Annotated in this window: 14 protein-coding genes; 8 read left to right on the forward strand and 6 right to left on the reverse strand. The window is 62.1% G+C overall.

The window, feature by feature from the left end; translation table 11 throughout:
- The first annotated feature begins 142 nt into the window (after positions 1–142).
- Positions 143–2,416 carry a CocE/NonD family hydrolase gene (locus tag ACTJJK_RS04435; protein WP_440729581.1) on the forward strand — a complete coding sequence of 758 codons (2,274 nt, stop codon included), beginning with the start codon at positions 143–145 and terminating at the stop codon, positions 2,414–2,416.
- 260 nt (positions 2,417–2,676) lie between these two features.
- On the opposite strand, the gene ACTJJK_RS04440 is transcribed toward ACTJJK_RS04435, so the two are convergent.
- The gene (locus ACTJJK_RS04440) at positions 2,677–3,258 is read right to left on the reverse strand and encodes a TetR/AcrR family transcriptional regulator (RefSeq protein ID WP_031370522.1); all 582 of its coding nucleotides are present in this window, start codon (positions 3,256–3,258) and stop codon (positions 2,677–2,679) included.
- A gap of 213 nt (positions 3,259–3,471) precedes the next feature.
- On the opposite strand from ACTJJK_RS04440, the gene ACTJJK_RS04445 reads away from it, so the two are divergent.
- Together ACTJJK_RS04445 and ACTJJK_RS04450 are read left to right on the forward strand one after the other, a co-directional pair.
- Positions 3,472–4,260 carry an SDR family NAD(P)-dependent oxidoreductase gene (locus ACTJJK_RS04445; RefSeq protein ID WP_440729616.1) on the forward strand — a complete coding sequence of 263 codons (789 nt, stop codon included), beginning with the start codon at positions 3,472–3,474 and terminating at the stop codon, positions 4,258–4,260.
- 129 nt (positions 4,261–4,389) lie between these two features.
- The gene (locus ACTJJK_RS04450) at positions 4,390–5,391 is read left to right on the forward strand and encodes an NADP-dependent oxidoreductase (RefSeq protein ID WP_440729582.1); all 1,002 of its coding nucleotides are present in this window, start codon (positions 4,390–4,392) and stop codon (positions 5,389–5,391) included.
- A 56-nt stretch (positions 5,392–5,447) separates the two neighbouring features.
- Here ACTJJK_RS04450 and ACTJJK_RS04455 read toward each other — a convergent pair whose 3' ends face one another.
- Entirely contained in the window at positions 5,448–6,383 is a 936-nt protein-coding gene (locus ACTJJK_RS04455) for a LysR family transcriptional regulator (protein WP_440729583.1), read from the reverse strand.
- Between the two features lie 100 nt (positions 6,384–6,483).
- Between ACTJJK_RS04455 and ACTJJK_RS04460 the strand changes: the two genes are divergently transcribed.
- From ACTJJK_RS04460 to ACTJJK_RS04470, 3 genes are all read left to right on the forward strand, one after another.
- The gene (locus ACTJJK_RS04460) at positions 6,484–6,813 is read left to right on the forward strand and encodes a nuclear transport factor 2 family protein (RefSeq protein ID WP_031370518.1); all 330 of its coding nucleotides are present in this window, start codon (positions 6,484–6,486) and stop codon (positions 6,811–6,813) included.
- A complete protein-coding gene (locus ACTJJK_RS04465) occupies positions 6,810–7,592 on the forward strand; it encodes an SDR family oxidoreductase (RefSeq protein ID WP_440729584.1) in 783 nt (260 codons plus the stop codon). Before ACTJJK_RS04460 ends, ACTJJK_RS04465 begins: the two co-directional genes overlap by 4 nt.
- Before the next feature lie 248 nt (positions 7,593–7,840).
- Positions 7,841–8,638, forward strand: coding sequence for an alpha/beta fold hydrolase (locus ACTJJK_RS04470; RefSeq protein WP_440729585.1), 798 nt, complete (start codon positions 7,841–7,843; stop codon positions 8,636–8,638).
- A 141-nt stretch (positions 8,639–8,779) separates the two neighbouring features.
- On the opposite strand, the gene ACTJJK_RS04475 is transcribed toward ACTJJK_RS04470, so the two are convergent.
- The 4 genes from ACTJJK_RS04475 to ACTJJK_RS04490 all read right to left on the reverse strand — a co-directional run bounded on the left by ACTJJK_RS04475 (position 8,780) and on the right by ACTJJK_RS04490 (position 12,322).
- Positions 8,780–10,159 carry an XVIPCD domain-containing protein gene (locus ACTJJK_RS04475; protein WP_440729586.1) on the reverse strand — a complete coding sequence of 460 codons (1,380 nt, stop codon included), beginning with the start codon at positions 10,157–10,159 and terminating at the stop codon, positions 8,780–8,782.
- A 6-nt stretch (positions 10,160–10,165) separates the two neighbouring features.
- Positions 10,166–10,801 carry a hypothetical protein gene (locus ACTJJK_RS04480; RefSeq protein ID WP_440729587.1) on the reverse strand — a complete coding sequence of 212 codons (636 nt, stop codon included), beginning with the start codon at positions 10,799–10,801 and terminating at the stop codon, positions 10,166–10,168.
- Between the two features lie 141 nt (positions 10,802–10,942).
- Positions 10,943–11,578: a hypothetical protein gene (locus tag ACTJJK_RS04485; RefSeq protein ID WP_440729588.1), complete on the reverse strand. Its 636-nt coding sequence runs from the start codon at positions 11,576–11,578 to the stop codon at positions 10,943–10,945.
- Positions 11,579–11,710: 132 nt separating this feature from the next.
- On the reverse strand, positions 11,711–12,322 hold the full coding sequence (locus tag ACTJJK_RS04490; RefSeq protein WP_440729589.1) for a hypothetical protein: 612 nt from the start codon (positions 12,320–12,322) through the stop codon (positions 11,711–11,713).
- 802 nt (positions 12,323–13,124) lie between these two features.
- On the opposite strand from ACTJJK_RS04490, the gene ACTJJK_RS04495 reads away from it, so the two are divergent.
- Together ACTJJK_RS04495 and ACTJJK_RS04500 are read left to right on the forward strand one after the other, a co-directional pair.
- Positions 13,125–16,085: a KAP family NTPase gene (locus tag ACTJJK_RS04495; protein ID WP_440729590.1), complete on the forward strand. Its 2,961-nt coding sequence runs from the start codon at positions 13,125–13,127 to the stop codon at positions 16,083–16,085.
- 518 nt (positions 16,086–16,603) lie between these two features.
- The gene (locus ACTJJK_RS04500) at positions 16,604–16,888 is read left to right on the forward strand and encodes a hypothetical protein (RefSeq protein ID WP_440729591.1); all 285 of its coding nucleotides are present in this window, start codon (positions 16,604–16,606) and stop codon (positions 16,886–16,888) included.
- Positions 16,889–16,994 lie beyond the last annotated feature (106 nt).

The raw sequence follows: 16,994 nt of genomic DNA on the forward strand, positions 1-16,994 counted from the left end.
CGCCGCTCCTACAACAAGCAAGCCGGCGTAATCGTGTATTCGTTCGCGGCGGTGTCGGTTATGCGACGATTCCGCCGCTGGCGCCATCCAGTCAGGGATACATGCACGCCTGGGAGGGCAAATGCTGCGATCGATCATCCTTATGTCGGCCATCGCTGCCGTCGGCCTGTGCGGTTCCGTTGCCCGCGCAGCCGAAACCGCCGCGTCCTACGCGCTGCCCGCCATCGTCGCCGACGATGCGAAGCGCCTGGACGCCGCCATGCCGTCGCTGGCCCGGCAACTGCTCGCCGACTATCGCGACCCCGACCGCAGCCGCGACCTCAACCAACGCTTCCGCCTGCAACTGGTGGCCGGCGACTACGCTGCGGCCGAACGCAGCCTCGACGAACTCGCCGCCACCGCCACCCAGGGCCCGGTGCCGGTGCGGCTCAACCTCGCCCAATACCGGTTGTACGCCCGCGCCAAGGCGCTGCAGGCGGGGCAGGGGTTGAGCTTCGAGCAGGCCCTGCCGCGCGCCTTCGCCGAATCGATCGCGACGATGGACGACCGCAGCGCCGCCGTGGCCATGCGCGTGCTCAACTTCGAGACCGCAGAGCAGCCGCGGCAGCAGCGCGCGCTGGCCGATGCCTTGGCGCCGCTGCGCAAACAGCCCAGGCTGGACCGCAACGCCGCGCTGGCCTTGCTGCGCAGCTACCAGGTCGAACGCAGCTACGCGGCGTTGGCGCCGCACTTGCCGGCGCTGATCGCCGCGGACGACGCGCGCCGCTACCTGATCCAACGCGATGTCGCGGTGACCACGCCCGACGGCGCCACCGTCTGCGCGCTGATCGTGCGCCAGCGCAACGCGCCCGAGCGCCTGCCGACCCTGCTGAACTTCACCATCTACGCCGACCCGGTCCCCACCTTCAACGAAGCGCGCCGCTCGGCCTCGCACGGCTATGCCGGCGTGATCGGAAACAGCCGCGGCAAAGGCTGTAGCCCCGACCGCCCGACGCCCTACGAACACGACGGCGACGATGCAGCGGCGCTGATCGACTGGATCGCCGCGCAACCGTGGAGCGACGGCCGCGTCGGCATGTACGGCGGCAGCTACGAGGGCTTCACTCAATGGGCCACGGCCAAGCGCCGCCCCAAGGCCCTGAAAGCGCTGATGCCCTCGGTGACCGGCGCGCCCGGCCTCGACGTGCCGATGGAAGGCGGCATTTTCTATGGCTTCCAGTACTACTGGCCGTTCTACATCACCAACAACCGTCAGGTGGACAACGCGCCCTTGCAGGATTACCCGCGCTGGAATCGCATGTATCGCCAGTGGTACCTCAGCGGGCGCCCTTACCGCGAACTGCCGCAGATCGACGGCACGCCCAATCCGCTCTACCTGCGCTGGCTGTCGCACCCGGACTACGACGCCTACTGGCAATCGATGATCCCCTATCGCGACGAATTCGCCGCGCTGGATCTGAAGGTGCTGACCACCACCGGTTACTACGACGGCGCCCAGATCGGCGCGCTGTACTACCTGCGCCAGCACCATCGCTACCGTCCGCAGGCCGAGCACTACCTGGTGATCGGCCCCTACAACCACGTCAGCGGCCAGCGCGGCACCGTCGCCACCGGCACCGAACTGCGCGGCTACACGCTCGACCCGCAAGCGCAGATCGACCTGGGCGAGCTGCGCTACCAATGGTTCGATTACGTGTTCAAAGGCGCGCCCAAGCCCGCGCTGCTGGCCGACCGCATCAACTACCAGGTGATGGGCGCCAACGAGTGGAAGCACGCGCCCTCGCTGGCGGCGATGGCGCAGCGGCGCCAACGCTTCTACCTCGGCGCCGCCGGTAGCGACGGCCACCACGCCTTCGCTGCGCAGCCGGCCGCGAGCGGCAGCTACGCCGAACAGACCATCGACCTGCGCGACCGCAGCGACGCCGACCGCATCGTCCCCGGTGGCGGCATCGTCGACCGCGAACTCGACACCGCCGATAGCTTGGTGTTCGTCAGCGAACCCTTCAAAGATGCCGAGGAATTCAGCGGCCTGTTCTCCGGCCGGCTGGAAGTCGAAACCAACAAGCGCGACTTCGACTTCAACATCTCCCTGTACGAACAACTGCCCGACCAGCGCTATTTCGAACTCTCGCGCTACCAATCGCGCGCCAGCTACGTCGGCGACGTCAGCCGCCGGCAACTGTTGCAACCCGACCATCGCACCGTGCTCGACTTCGAAGCCGGCCGCGCCACCAGCAAGCGCATGCAGCCCGGTAGCCGCCTGATAGCAGTGGTGAGCGTGCTGCGCAACCCGCAGCAGGAGATCAACTACGGCAGCGGCAAGGCGGTGGCAGGGGAGAGCATCGCCGATGCCGGCGAACCGGTGCGGGTGCGCTGGTATGGAGGCAGCTATCTGGAGATTCCGCTGAGCCGTTGAAGCCGGCGCACAAGACAGCAGCCCGGTGTCGCGCGAGCTGGAGTTAGCGGCAGGCGCTTCGCTCGCCGCAACTCGCCGCAGATAGTTCCGGCCGATGCGACGGCATGCGTCTGCTTTCGGTGATGAGCAGACACCTGCCAAGGCACAGGGCAGGGAGGCATAAGACGCATGGGCGGTCTGTTCGACCTGTCTAAGCCGTCAAACCGCTTGGCGATGCATGCGAGCTCGCGGTGAACCTCTAACGATCCCGGAAGGGCTGTCTAGATAAGCCCTTCGTCCGACAGCTGCGCAAAGAGGCGCGCCCGACAGACCTCCAGGATTTCGTCCGCCAGCGGCGCATCGTCGGGGCAGGACCTCGACAACACCACCGCGCCGATGGTCTGCGCCATCAGGGCGATTCGGCGCGCGCGCGTCTCGCTGTTCGCGTCGTCGACCGGCCGCCCTGTTTGGCGGGCCGGAGCCGCCAGCTGGCGCTCGATACCGGCGGCAAAGGCCGCCTTGACCGATTCCGGCTGACGCGCGGCATCCGCACATAGCGCGGCCAGCGTGCAGCCGTCGCCCGGCTTGTCGCGATGCTCTCGGGAGAGGTAAAGCTCGACGAAGTCCTTCAGATCGACGCCCGCCGCGACGTCCGCGGACTGCGCTAAACCGCAGCTTGCCGCTTCCGCCATCAGATCCGTCTTGGAGCCGAAATGCTTGTAGAAGCCGCCGTGGGTAAAGCCGGCGGCCGCCATCAGGTCCGCTACGCCCACGCCGTCGTAACCCCGCTCCCTGAACAGGGTGGACGCGGTTTCGACGATGCGCGCCCGGTTTGCCTGCGCTTGTGCCTTGGTGACCTTCATTGCCGATGTCTCTGGATGTCCTGCCTGGCAACGGCAGCGGCGCATTTTACCATATAGATGACGTTCATCATCAAACTATTGACATTAAAGATTACGGTCATCATCATTGTGGCCGTCACCAGGCAGGGACCGGGAAACGAACGTCATTCCCGGCTCACTGGCCCGATACGCCGCACCCCCCATGCCCCCATCAAAATTCCAGAGAAACGCACCATGACCACACGCCCTGCCGTCCTCATCACCGGTGCCTCCAGCGGCATCGGCGCCGTCTATGCCGAGCGCTTCGCACGGCGCGGCCACGACCTCGTGCTGGTCGCACGCGACAAGGCACGACTGGAAGCGCTGGCAGCTCGCCTGCGCCAGGAAACCGCCGTCGCGGTCGATGTACTGCCGGCCGATCTCACCCAGCACGATGAACTGGCGACCGTCGAAGCGCGCCTGCGCGACGACGCCCGCATCGGCATCCTCATCAACAACGCGGGCATCGCCCAGTCCGGCGGTTTCATCGCTCAATCGGCCGACAGCATCGAACGACTGGTGACGTTGAACACGACCGCGCTGACCCGCCTGGCCGTCGCCGCCTCCGCCCGAATGGTCGCTGCAGGCGAGGGCGCGATCGTGAACATCGGCTCGGTAGTCGGCCTGGCGCCGGAGCTCGGCATGGCCGTCTACGGCGCGACCAAGGCCTTCGTGCTGTTCCTGTCCCAAGGAATGAGCCTGGAGCTCGCGCCCAAGGGCGTCTACGTGCAAGCGGTTCTGCCTGCCGCCACGCGCACCGAGATATGGGAGCGCGCCGGCATCGACATCAACACGCTGCCCGAGGTGATGGACACGGGCGAACTGGTCGATGCGGCCCTGGTCGGCTTCGATCGCCGCGAGGCCGTCACCATTCCGCCACTGCATGTTGCCGCACGCTGGGACACCCTGGATGCCACGCGTCAGGCCCTGCTCACGGACATCCGGCAGGCACAGGCCGCGGAGCGCTACCGCACCGCCGTCTGAGGCGGTCGTACGGCAAACCGCACCCTTGTGTGACCCGGCCAGGCTCGACACACGCCCGGCGTCGGGCACGACCTCAACGGGTCGATCGACGTCGGCGGCCTGGCCGGACACCTCACCCAGAGACACGACATGAAAGCCTTCATCATCGACCGGTACAGCAAGCAAGAAACCGGCCGCATCGGCGACATGCCCGAGCCGGACCTGCGCGACGATGATGTCCTGATCCAGGTCCACGCCGCAGGCGTCAACCCGTTGGACTCCAAGATCAGGAGCGGCGAGTTCAAGCTGATTCTTCCCTATCGCTTCCCGCTGATTCTCGGCAACGAAGTCGCCGGTACGGTCGTGCGCGTTGGCGCGCGCGTGCACCAGTTCAAACCGGGCGACGAAGTTTACGCACGCCCCGACGATGATCGCATCGGCGGCTTCGCCGAGTTCATCGCCGTCAAGGCCTCATCGCTGGCGCTCAAGCCCGCCAACCTCAGCATGGTCGAGGCCGCCTCCCTTCCGCTGGTGGCCCTGACGTCCTGGCAGGTGCTGGTCGAAACCGCCAAGCTGAAAAGAGGGCAGAAGGTGCTGATTCACGCCGGTTCCGGCGGCGTCGGCAGCATTGCCATCCAACTCGCCAAGCACCTGGGCGCTTTCGTCGCCACCACCACGAGTACGGCCAACATCGCCTGGGTGAAGGCCTTGGGCGCGGACGTCGTAATAGATTACAAGCAGCAGGATTTCGCCACCGTGCTGCATGACTACGACGTGGTGCTGAACAGTCTGGGCAACGACGAACTGAACAAATCCCTGCAGGTTCTCAAGCCCGGCGGGCATCTCATTTCCATTTCCGGGCCGCCCACGCCGGCGTTCGCCGCCGCGCGAGGACTGGCCTGGCCGATCAAGCTGGTGTCGCGCCTGTTGAGCCGTGGCATCCGCAACAAGGCCAAGCGGAAGAATGTCGAGTACACCTTCATTTTCATGCGCGCCGACGGGGCGCAATTGGCTGAGATCGTGCATCTCGTCGAATCAGGCGCGATCCACCCCGTCGTCGACAGGGTATTTACGTTCGAGGATACGCACGAGGCTTTGGCCTACGCAGACGGCGGGCGCGCCAAGGGCAAGGTGCTGGTGAAAATCAGGTAGCTGGCGCGCAGATCGATGCGCAGGCCTCGGTAGTGTCGGCACTGCCGCCGGATCGGTCAGGGGCTGGTTCGTGACGTCGAAGGGCCCTCGCTGCCGAGATCGCGATCGAGCAGGCAGTCGATGAACGCGCGGAGCGCGGGAAGAAGGTAACGTCTGCTGGAGTAGTAGAGGTACAAGCCGGGGACCGTCGGCGACCAGTCGCTAAGCACGCGCTTCAAGCGCCCGTCCTGCAGCGCCTGCGCAATGCCGTCGTCGTTGTAGGCATAGAGGATGCCCAGGCCCTGAAGCGCGGCGGGCACGACGATGTCCTGATGGTTGGAAGTCACGGTGCCTTCACCGAAAAATTCGACCCCTTTCCCCTTCTTCTTGAACTCCCACCCTGCCACCTTGCCGCTGCCCGGGAAACGCCAGTTGATGCAGGCGTGATGGCTCAGGTCGGCGGGTGTCTTGGGCTCGCCGCATCTGGCGAGATAGTCGGGCGAAGCCACGGCCAGCAGTTCGATGTCCGGGGTAAGTCGGACCGCGATCATGTCCTTCTGCAGGCGGCCGCCCACGCGGATGCCTGCATCGAATCCTTCGCCCGCGATATCGCTCAAGCCATCGTCGATCACGATGTCGAGCGCTACATCGGGATGCGCCTTGGCGAAACGACCCAGTCGCGGCGCGATCACCTTCTTCGCTGCCATGCTGAGGGTGTTGATCCGCAGGGTCCCCGCGGCACGCGCACTCGTACCCACGGCCTGCGCAACGGCCTCGTCCATGTCGCGGAGCATCGGGGCGATGCGCTCATGCAATCGGCGGCCCGGCTCGGTCGGCGAGACGCTGCGCGTCGTCCGGTTCAGCAGGCGAACCCCCAAGCGCGATTCCAACTGGCGGACGATCTGGCTGAGGGCGGATCGGGACAGTCCCAGGTGATCGGCGGCCCGCGCGAAGCTGGCCCGGTCGACGACGGCCACGAAGGCCTTGAGTTCCGCGAATTCAGAGCCGCGCATTGTGCACTGATCTCTACATAGCCTGATCAGATAGTAGGTGATTCTCTTATCTATGAGAACGGCTCAACCTTTGCTCCGTGGACCCAACCGGAGCATTGCAATGAACGATCTGAACCTGCCCGAGCCGATCGCGGCCTACTTCCATGCCGACACCCAGGACGCGCAAGCGGTCGCCCGCTGCTTCACCACAGACGGGCTGGTGCGGGACGAGGGCAAGACCCACTCGGGCCTCGCTGCGATCGCAGCGTGGAAAACCGACTCGTCCGCCAAGTACACCTACACCGCCAAGCCCCACACGCTGGAGAAGCAGGAGCGCACCTACATCGTGACGGCGCGCGTCGCCGGCAACTTCCCCGGCAGTCCGGTGGACCTGCGCTATGGCTTCACCCTGGAGCGCGGCAAGATCGCCACGCTGGAGATCGCGCCGTGAGCTTCGACCTGCAGTTGGCCGGCAAGCGCGTCCTGGTGACAGGCGGCTCGCGCGGTGTGGGCGCTGCCGTCGTCGAACGGTTGTCCCAGCTCGGCGCACAGACCGTGGCGACTGCGCGCTCGCAGCCGGACCGGCCCATCGACGATGTGCACTATATGGCGGCCGACCTGGCCACGGCCGAAGGCGCTCGCCAATCGGCGGAGGCGGCGCTGCGCCATCTCGGCGGCGTGGATGCCCTGATCAACGTGGTAGGGGGATCGTCGGCGCCGGCGGGCGGGTTCGCCGCGCTGGACGATGCGGAGTGGGCGAAGGCGCTCGATCTGAATCTGATGTCGGCCGTGCGACTGGATCGCGCCTTGCTGCCCTCGATGATCGCGCAAGGCTCGGGTGTGATCGTGCATGTCACCTCGATCCAGCGCACGCTGCCGCTGCCGGACGCCACGACCGCGTATGCCGCTGCCAAGGCAGCGTTGTCGACCTACAGCAAGGCACTGTCCAAGGAAGTCACGCCGAAGGGCGTGCGCGTGGTTCGTGTCTCGCCGGGCTGGATCGAGACGGAGGCTTCGGTCGCGTTGGTCGAGCGCGTCGCGGCCCATGCGGGCACGGACTACGAAGGCGGCAAGCAGTTGGTCATGAAGGAACTGGGCGGGATTCCGCTGGGACGCCCGGCCAGGCCGGGTGAAGTGGCCGACCTTATCGCGTTCCTGGTCTCTCCCCGGGCCGCGTCGATCTCGGGGACGGAATACACGATCGACGGCGGAACCGTGCCGACGGTGTAACGGCCCGGGCCGGCCGCATCGGTAACGTCCCGGGGCCCGGTTGTTTCGCGAGAGCACGCCTTCCCGCTGACTCGCCCCTCGATCCGGGCAGGTTCCCGTTCGCGGCTGATAAATACGTTCGGTCAAGTTATCAGGACGTTCGGTCACCGATGGTCCGGGCTCGCCCCGCAAAGTAGCCCTGCCGGCCAATGCCGCAGATCGAACTACCACCACCCACCGACCACCACCCACCGCCCGAGGCCACGTCCATGCTCAAGCTCATCCCCGCAGTGCTCGCCGCCGCTCTGGCGGCCACCATCTCCCCCGTTGCCCAAGCCCACGATGCCGCAGCCCCCGCAGCCCACGATGGGGCGCAGGTGAAGAATGTCGTTCTGGTGCACGGCGCCTTCGCCGATGGCTCAGGCTGGCGCCCGGTCTACGACGAGCTGACCGCGCGCGGCTATCGCGTGTCGATCGTGCAGAACCCGTTGACCTCGCTTGCCGATGACGTGAAGGCCACACAACGCGTGCTCGACCGCCAGGACGGCCCCGCCATTCTCGTCGGGCATTCCTGGGGCGGCACGGTCATCACCGAAGCCGGCGTCCACGACAAGGTGGCGGGCTTGGTCTATGTCTCCGCGCTCGCGCCGGATGCCGGCGAAACCACCGCGCAGCAATACGCCGGTTTCGCACCCACGCCGGAGTTCGTCATCGAAACCGGCAGCGACGGTTACGGCTTCATCAGCCCCGCCAAGTTCAAGGCAGGTTTCGCCCACGACACCAGCGATGCCGACGCAGCGTTTCTGCGCGACTCGCAGGTGCCGATCAACATGTCGGTGTTCGGGACCAAGCTGACGCAGGCCGCCTGGCGCACGAAGCCCAGCTGGGCCGTGATTGCCACCGACGACAAGGCGTTCGACCAGGCCATGCTCATCCATATGGCCGAGCGCATCGAAGCGCGCATCACCAAGGTCGCCGCCAGCCATGCGGTGTTCATGACCCAGCCCAAAGTGGTCGCTGACACGATCGACAGCGCGGCCAAGGAAACGGCGCGCTCGACCAAGTAAGCGCCACCGCAACATGCCCCGCGCCGACACACCGCGTCGCGGCCGGCAGATCGGCCGGACGTGCGCTGAGCACTAGAGGCGGACATCGTCCGGATGTCCGCTTCGGGCCGGAAGTGGACACCGCTTGCACCGCTGCGTCGGCTAATGCTGCATCCGCGGCCCACCCTGAGACTGCCCGTCCATCCCTTGCGCCTGCTGCGCACTCTCCCGCAGCGAGCGTTGCTCGGCCACCTGAGTCTCGCGCATGGCATGCGCCTGTTCGTAGCGCTCGGGCGAGGGCAGGGAGAGGGCCTGAGCGACCGGCATGTGCGCATAATTGGCCGCAGGATCCGGAGAGGCGCCGCGGCCGTCCCGGTACACGAACAGCACTTCGCCCGCCGCGTTCTGCGCGGTGGGGCGGTTCAGCGTGACCTTGACGTCGTCGCCAGGGCCGAACCGGTTGGCGACCGCCAGCGAAAGCGCGCTGGCGCTCATGCGCTCGCTCTGCTCGTCCCAGGGCTTGCCGATACTATGCTCAAGGCTTCGCACGCTGCCCCGGATCTTCTCCAACAGCGGGTGATCCGGGTGGCTGGGGTCGTTGGCGTTGGGCGTAGCAGGGCGCTCCGCAGGCGGCGCCGGCTTGTCCGGCGTGCGGCTGCTGTCGATGAAGTCCGGAGGCACGGTCACCTGCGCGCCGAGCGCCTGGGCATTGATCCTCATCTCAGGAAAGTCGCGCCCGGGATGCGCGGCCTGGGCGATGGCTTCCTGGCGGTAGATTTCGCTGAAGGCCCAGTCGATGTTGCGGGCGGGGTAGCCTGGGTTACGGTCGTAAAACTCCCTCTCCATCGTCGCGAGGCTCTTGGCCTCGTCCATCTGTAGATCGGGTTTGATATGTAAGCCCGATTGGGCGACGTAGCGCGAAGAATCTCCGTCGATTTCATCCATGTAGTTGGAGGCGCTGCCGTCGGCTTCATACACGTCGGCGAGTGTCGCTTTAGGGTTCTCATGCCTCACCTGTGCTGCAATCGTGTTGAATCCGGCGATTTCAGCTCGCGCCTCTCTTGTGCGTGTTCCCTCGTTGTATGCCTTTACCGGAGCGGTAAAGTCATGCGGCGATGGACCATTCGCGATCGCCGCAACCTGTTCCTGGAATCGCTGCCCCAACTGCAAAATTTCGTTACGGGACAATGCGTGGTCGATCTCGTGGCCGGCGGTGAAGCGGACGAAGTTGACGCCTTCCGGGAATTCGTCAGGATGCTTACTCGGATCGGCGTCGCTTAACTGCTTGGCCGACAGGCGCATGGTCCGGTCAAGGTGGTTGTAACTGCCGTTGAATCTCGGGTCGGGTTCGGCTTCTATCGCGACCAAGTGTCCTTTCTCGACGGCGAGGAGGAATTGCGCCTTAAGTCCCGGAGTGTTGTCGAGTACGCTGCGAAAAATATTGCCTGGGTTCAGATCGTCTGTTTTGCCTTGCCGCTCGAATTCGACCAGCATCGCATCGAGCTTTTTCCTTGCCTCTAATTCGTCCTGAAGTGTGGCCATTTCCGATCATCCTTGAGGGGCCGCAGCCGTGACGAACACCCTGTAAACACATAGCTTCTCGTCGATGGGTGTTGTCTTTCCGTGAAGCTCAACGCGCACATAGACCATCTCATTTCTGAAGATCCGGTACTCCGTACCCCCTCGTCGAGGCATATCGGTCATTTTGAATCCGGCGGCGATGAGCGGGGATTGGTAATGCTCCAGGCCAACACAAACAGGAGTCATATCATCGTAGCCTTCGCCGGCATTCCGCATATTGAGCAGGACAGCGCGGAGTCTTTTCTCAGGCGTGTTGTTAACCGAAGACAGCGAGTAGCGCCAACCTTCGGACAGCGCCCCGACGCCACGAAAAATATTGGGAGTTTCCGGGTTAAGCCCCAGATGAAGACCGGTGTGCTTCTCAACGTTCGGCCCGGACATGTCTCGGGCGTCCTTCACACTCAGAATCCAAGCCAGGATCCTGTCGTTGAGCTGCTGCGCGCTTAGCGAATCGTTGATGGCGGGCGATGCCGAGTTCGTCATGGCGGCCTTCTCCGGAACCGAAGCGGGACCCGCGGTCGTGGTGGCGCACGCACAGGCAGCGAGCATCCAGGCCAGTGGGGTCAGTCTCGTGGCTAGGAGGTGAGAGTCGAGCTTGGGCATTTACGTCTCCATGTGTGCCGCTGTTCCGTGTCCGAACTGCCAGCGCACTCGCGGGCTTATCCTGGAAGACGGGCTGCCAGGGGTCAAGGCATCGAGCTTCTGCTTTGCAGCTAATTCATCTTGAAGTGTTGCCATGCACGGTCATCCTTGAGGGGGCGCAGCCGCGACGAATACTCTGGAAACACACAGCTTCTCGTCGAGAGGTGTTGTCTTCCCGTGGAGCTCAATACGTACATGGACCTTCTTCGTTCTGAAGATCCTGTATTCCGTACCTCCCCGCCGAGGGCGCTCAGACGCTTCGAATCCCGCGGCAATGAGGGGGGATTGGTAGTGCTCCAGACCAACGCATATGCGAGTCATATCGGCGTAGCCGTCGCCGGTGCGCCTCATATTGAGCAGGACGGCATGGGGTTCCTGTCCGGGCGTGGTTTTAACCGAAGACAGCGAGTACCGCCAACCTTCAGACAGTGTTCCGACAGCGTGGAAATTGTTGGGAGTCTCGGGGGCAAGCCCCAGGTCGAGACCAATGCGCTTCTCGATGTTCGGCCCGGATAAGTCACGGGCGTCGTTCACACTCAAGATCCAGGCCAGGAGCCTGTCGTGGAGTTGTTGTGCGCTAAGGGAGTCGTTGAGGGCGGGCGATGCCGATTCCGTCATGGCGGCCTTCTCCTGAACCGAAGTGGGGCCCGCGGTCGTGGTGGCGCACGCACAGGCAGCGAGCACGCAGACCAGCGGGGCCAGTCTCGTTGCCAGGAGGTGAGAATCGAGCTTGGGCATTTACGTCTCCATGTGTGCCGCGGTTAGCGTCCGGCGCACTCGTGGCCTGATCCTGGAAGAGTGGCCGTCAAGGGTCAAGGCGTCGAGCTTTTGCCTTGCTTCCAATTCTTCCTGAAGTATTGCCATGCTTGATCATCCTGGAGGGGGCGCGGCAGAGACGAACAATCTAGAAACACATCGTTGCTCGTCGTAGCGCTTTGTCTTCCCGTGAGTTTCGACGCGTACAGAGACCTTTTTAGTACGGAAGAACCTGTATTCCGTGCCCAGCCGCTGCGGGCGCTGCGACGGTTTGAATCCGGCGGCGATGAGGGCGGACCGGTAATGCTCCAACTCGACACACACAGGCGTCATATCGGCGTAGCTCTCGCTGATGCGTCCCATGTGGAACAGAACGGAGTGAGGGCTCGGTCCGGGCACAGTCTTTACTGACGATAAGGAGTAGCGCCACCCTTCGGGCAGAGCCCCGACGCCGCGGAAACCGTTTTGGCTTTCCGAGTCAGGCCCGAGATCAAGGCCAGTGCGCTTCTCGATGTTCCGCTCGGACAGGTCGCGGGCGTCGTTCACGCTCAGAATCCAGGCCCGGATTCTGTCATGGAGTTGTTGCGCGCTAAGCGAGTCGTTGATGGCGGCTTTGCCTTGAGCTGAAGTAAGGCCCGCGGTTTTGGCGGCACACGCACAGATAGCGAACACGCAGACTAGTGACGCTAGTTTCGCCGCTAAGAGATGAGAGTCGAGCTTCGGCATTTACGTCTCCATGTATGCCGCGGTCGGCGTCCGAACTGTCGGAGCACTCGCGGCTAATCCTGGAAGAGCGAACGCCATGGGTCAAGCAGATGCGGTACCGACGATACCGAGATATGACCCGTATCTCAGGCGTGCTTGCGCTGAATGGGCTCTCAAACTGCATGACCGCAACTATGGGTATCGCATCGTGTTCGACGATGGAATCGTCGGGCGCGAACTCGCCACCGTCGACGAGCTAGTCTTCGTCAGCAAACCCTTCGATGATGTAGGGGGGCAGCCTGTTCTGTGGCCAGCTAGAAGTCGAGACGAAGATGCGCAACTTTGACTTCAACATTTCGTTCTACGAACAACTGCCCGACCGCGCTATATTGAACTTTCGCGATACCAATCGCGCCTCAGCTACGTCAGCCGCGGCAGCTACTGCAAGCCGACTGCCTCACCGTGCTGAGCTTCGAAGCCGGTCGCGCCACCAGCAAGCGCATGCAACCAGGCAGCCGGAAAGTAGCGGTAGCGAGCGTGTTGCGTAACCCGAAGCAGGGGGGGCAACTACGGCAGCGGCAAGGCGGTGGGGGTATGGCCGATGCCGGCAGGCCGGTGGCGGTGTGATGGTATGGCCGCAGTTATCTAGAGATTCCGTTAAGTCGTTAAACCGGGAGCGCGGCGCAAAAGCGATGGCCGGGCCGACGGAGCCGCTGCGACGCGCTACAAGGCGAGGGTGAAGATGTTGGCTCGACGTAAGAGGCGTAACTAGTTTTAGCGGACGATGTGTCGGGAGGGGGCTTTGACGGCTACGAAACCTGTAATGAAGATGCCTGAGCTGCCGATTTTCGCGCGGTCGATCGCCACAGGATTCCTGATGGCGGAGGTCTGGCGGGCATCCTACTACCTCGGCGCGAGCTACGCTCCGACGTTGTCAGAGGTGTCCGTCGGGGCAAAGGCCGGAGTGGTGCTCGCGGTGGCGGTTCTATGTTCAACCTATGCCATCAAACGAGGTGCATTTGTTGTCGCCGCGCGAATGGTCCGTAGCCTGCGTGTCGACCTGCTGGTTGCAGTCGGCGTTGGCATTTGGGTAAACGAGCTTACTTCCCCTTTGTTGGGTAAGGCTCACACAGCACTGAAGAGCGCGGGCCCTCATTGGGCGCCATTAGTTCTGGTTTTACTTTGCGCAATTTTGATGTCGGCGCTGGTCCAGCGGTATTTGTCGAGGTCCACAAAGGACGCCCCGCAGCTTTACTTCATTGCAGATGAAGAGGTCGGAGACAAGAGAGATGATTTGCTTGCGAGCGAGGCGCAAGCTAAGGCATTCGCGGAAACTGTCCTTGAAAGCGGTGCCCATTCCGGGCTTATATTTGGAATCGATGGTCCTTGGGGTGTCGGTAAGACAAGCTTTATCAATCTCGCTGAACGCCACTGGGAAATCGCAGAAGACAGGGTCATTGTTTGTCGATTCGAACCTCTACGGTATGCGTCCGAGTCTGACCTCGCGGAGCGCATGATTCGGGATTTGTCTGCCGCGATCCAACGAAAGGCCTTTGCCCCCGAATTTCGGCCGGCAGCGTCACGGTATTCTCGCTTGGTAAAGGGGAAGGCTGATGTGTCGTTCCTCGGCTTCAAGCTCTCTCTGGAGCCCGGGCAAGAGACCGTCGATGATCTTCTTGATGACATTGATGAGGTGCTCAAGAGGATTCGCCGCCGTGTGATCATCGTCATAGACGATTTGGATCGATTGGATGCAAGAACCATCAACAGTGTTTTGTTCGCTACGCGGCGGACATTCAAGCTTTCTCAGGCAACCTACGTTCTTTGCTATGACACCGAGATGCTTGTAGGGAGCAAAGAGGAAGACTCAAGAGCGAGAGGGTTTCTTGAGAAGTTTGTGACTGTCAAGCTGAGCTTGTTCGTCGATAGCTCCGGAATTCGGGACTTCCTACGACGGGATTGGCAACGCGAAGAGAACAAGCTTGGCTCGATCCCGTCGGACACGATGTTGAAGCTCGGCGCCATACTCAACGAACTGGCCAATATTCTCGACGGGGATTTGGCGGCGAAGTACCTGCCCCTTATCGGTGACCTGCGCAAAGTAAAGAGGTTCGTCAATGCGATGTTGCTTATGCAACTTGAGAGAAGCGACCTAGGCCGGACGGACTTCAACAAGCGCGACCTCATCAATCTAATACTCCTGCATCTGAACTACCCTGGGCTGTTCAGACGCATCTACGACGAAGAGACGGAGGGGCGGAGTGGAACTTTCTCGGTGCGTCGCGAGTACCACTCTAGTAAGTACAAAAATAACGATCAGTTCTCAAAGCTAATTACTGAGTGTCAAGGGGTCGCCGGATTTCTGCTGACACAGCTTTTCGACGTGAAGGCTTTGGGGCTCGGCGATTTTAGTGGCGTGGATGAGAAGGTCCTGGCGTCTAGAGCGTGTTTCAATCAGCGCTCCTTTAGAAATCTCGAAGGCTACCTCAAGCTAATTGTGCGATTCGCCAGGCCTGAGCCTCGGGAGACATTTGTTTTGTACCAAGAGGCCGTCGGCAAGGTTCGGAAAGGGGAATCAGTTGCCTCAATTCTATCGGCGCCCGACTTTCAGTTAAGGTTGGGTGAGCGCGCACACGATCAGTTCTGGAGAGTGCTTGTCAGTCAATCTCATGACCTCACTCGCAGTGGTGTGGAGGATGCTATCAATACACTTGTCAACTACTTGCCGCGATACTCATCGATCGAGGTTGAGGACCGGGGGTTGCGGCCGAGGTCGATCTACTCCCTGCTGCGACTCCTGGACCGCGTCGGATCAGGAAGTACATCTGGTCGGCTCCTTTCAAATTCCGGAGATAATATCTTAGAGATCGCATGGCGAATCTTCGGTGAAGGCCCCTACCAGAGCAAGGGTTTACTTCAATGCCTCACCGCCAGTGATCGAGGTGTTTTAGGCTGGAACGATCTAATGCTGTTTAGGCTACAGTGCTCCGCAGATCGCCAGGGGCAATTGCACAATTTGCATTCGGCCCTCATCCGCCATCAGGATGTAAGCGCACCTACAACCGGCTTGGTTAGTAGGCTCGCTTTGATCGGGATGAGAAGGCTGTCTCAGGATATCTTCGCGCTCTTCAAGCGTATCTATATTGACCCGCAGCGAAATTTTTTTTCCGAAGTAGATGTTGTCCCGGATGAAGCGCTCCTCGGCGAAGCGTTACCTCAGATCGCTTCGCATATTTCAAGACAGAGTCTGTCCGAGCCGGATTCTCCTTCGCTTTTCCAAATGACTTCCTCAGCACGATCTATTGTTAAATCCTTCGTGATCTACCAACTAAGCAATTCGCTGCCTCCAGATGGTTCAGGCGTTGGCTGCGGGTATTACGATGAATCGGGGGATGCCGATGGCGCCGGCATAGCAAGGCTAATGAATGAATACGCGTTTGGTGTCTGCTTTAATCCGGCTGTTGAAGAGGGCAATATCTTTCATTTTCTTGATCACTGCTTGTCGCACTTGACTAACCCCTTTTTTTCGGGGAGTAATGAGGATGGCTATTTTGCATCCAAGACTGGAATTATCGGGGGTTTTGACGCCAGGGATATAGGGCTGTACTGGGTCAAGTATCGAGAGCTTATCCGTCAGAAGGTCTTGCGCGGAGATAATCGGTATGTAGTGACGGGGAATTACACCGCCTCATATCGCGACGATCTGGCTGGGGTCTTCACCGTGCTCGATGCATTGGCCGACGAAGCAATTGCGGAAGAGACGCAGCCCGAGGAGCCGGCCTAGTGCGTCATGTTGTTTCGACTTCTCCACTTTGATTTGATCACTACGCCGTTTGCTTGCGAATGGCCTATCCACTCGGTATGTGGCGTAAGACAGTCAGCTCGTTGATTGTCTGGATTTTCGGCGAGCGCCAGCGTCAGACATCTGTTGGATGTAGGCTTTGGGTCGGAAACAGGCATTGCCGCCATATTCCTCTGCGTAAAAACGCCTTCGGAACATATATGTGGTCTGGCGATAAACACAGACATGTCTGATTGACAACCGGTAGCGGGCTCTGCAAAGTCCCAGCCAAGGAGCGTCGAAACTCCCAAACACACAGCGGTGCCCGCCTTCGTTAATGGTGGGTTTTTCATGCCTGCCGTTTGGGCATGCCGACGCGTTGCCTGCGTCGGGAGGGCGGCTAATACAACACCCGCAAGGGGAATACGCCCGCCGTCTGTGTGCGGTTTCGAACCTCCCGACATCCCGCCGGTTGCATGCTGCACCGCGCGGGTTCCTCGCCAAGGACAGGAGTACCGCGTATGCCCCGCAAGCCCGAGCTCACGCCCCCGCAGGAAGGGGTGGTCATGCCCGTTGATGCGTTCGAAGCGCTTTCCGCTTTTCAGCAGGAGTTGCACGGGATCGTGCGGACTCTGCAGCCTGAGGTGTTGGTCGAGATTGGTTACCCCGCTGGGCAGAATCACCGGTTGTTGCGGGAGGTGTTTCAGGCGCTGGCGCGGCGGTTGGACCCGGTGATGGCGGCTTGTGTTTCGGCGGCCGCGGGGGAGGGGGGCGTCGGGGCGGCGTCGGCGGGGAGTCTGCACTGAGGTGGGTTGGCCGGGTCTATGGTTAAGGAAACGGCTAAGGCGAAGGCAAAGGCAAATCCCCCCCGGCCCCCCTTTTTCAAAGGGGGGAGGGCTGGGGTGGGTATTT

The organism is Lysobacter sp. 22409 (genome assembly GCF_052045105.1).
Taxonomy (GTDB): Bacteria; Pseudomonadota; Gammaproteobacteria; order Xanthomonadales; family Xanthomonadaceae; genus Lysobacter; species Lysobacter antibioticus_B.

Bases quoted from the DNA above. Each gene is read 5' to 3' on its own strand.
- ACTJJK_RS04435 (WP_440729581.1), top strand. From the start codon at position 143: ATGTCGGCCATCGCTGCCGTCGGCCTGTGCGGTTCCGTTGCCCGCGCA.
- ACTJJK_RS04440 (WP_031370522.1), bottom strand. From the start codon at position 3,258: ATGAAGGTCACCAAGGCACAAGCGCAGGCAAACCGGGCGCGCATCGTC.
- ACTJJK_RS04445 (WP_440729616.1), top strand. From the start codon at position 3,472: ATGACCACACGCCCTGCCGTCCTCATCACCGGTGCCTCCAGCGGCATC.
- ACTJJK_RS04450 (WP_440729582.1), top strand. From the start codon at position 4,390: ATGAAAGCCTTCATCATCGACCGGTACAGCAAGCAAGAAACCGGCCGC.
- ACTJJK_RS04455 (WP_440729583.1), bottom strand. From the start codon at position 6,383: ATGCGCGGCTCTGAATTCGCGGAACTCAAGGCCTTCGTGGCCGTCGTC.
- ACTJJK_RS04460 (WP_031370518.1), top strand. From the start codon at position 6,484: ATGAACGATCTGAACCTGCCCGAGCCGATCGCGGCCTACTTCCATGCC.
- ACTJJK_RS04470 (WP_440729585.1), top strand. From the start codon at position 7,841: ATGCTCAAGCTCATCCCCGCAGTGCTCGCCGCCGCTCTGGCGGCCACC.
- ACTJJK_RS04475 (WP_440729586.1), bottom strand. From the start codon at position 10,159: ATGGCCACACTTCAGGACGAATTAGAGGCAAGGAAAAAGCTCGATGCG.
- ACTJJK_RS04480 (WP_440729587.1), bottom strand. From the start codon at position 10,801: ATGCCCAAGCTCGACTCTCACCTCCTAGCCACGAGACTGACCCCACTG.
- ACTJJK_RS04485 (WP_440729588.1), bottom strand. From the start codon at position 11,578: ATGCCCAAGCTCGATTCTCACCTCCTGGCAACGAGACTGGCCCCGCTG.
- ACTJJK_RS04490 (WP_440729589.1), bottom strand. From the start codon at position 12,322: ATGCCGAAGCTCGACTCTCATCTCTTAGCGGCGAAACTAGCGTCACTA.
- ACTJJK_RS04495 (WP_440729590.1), top strand. From the start codon at position 13,125: ATGAAGATGCCTGAGCTGCCGATTTTCGCGCGGTCGATCGCCACAGGA.
- ACTJJK_RS04500 (WP_440729591.1), top strand. From the start codon at position 16,604: ATGCCCCGCAAGCCCGAGCTCACGCCCCCGCAGGAAGGGGTGGTCATG.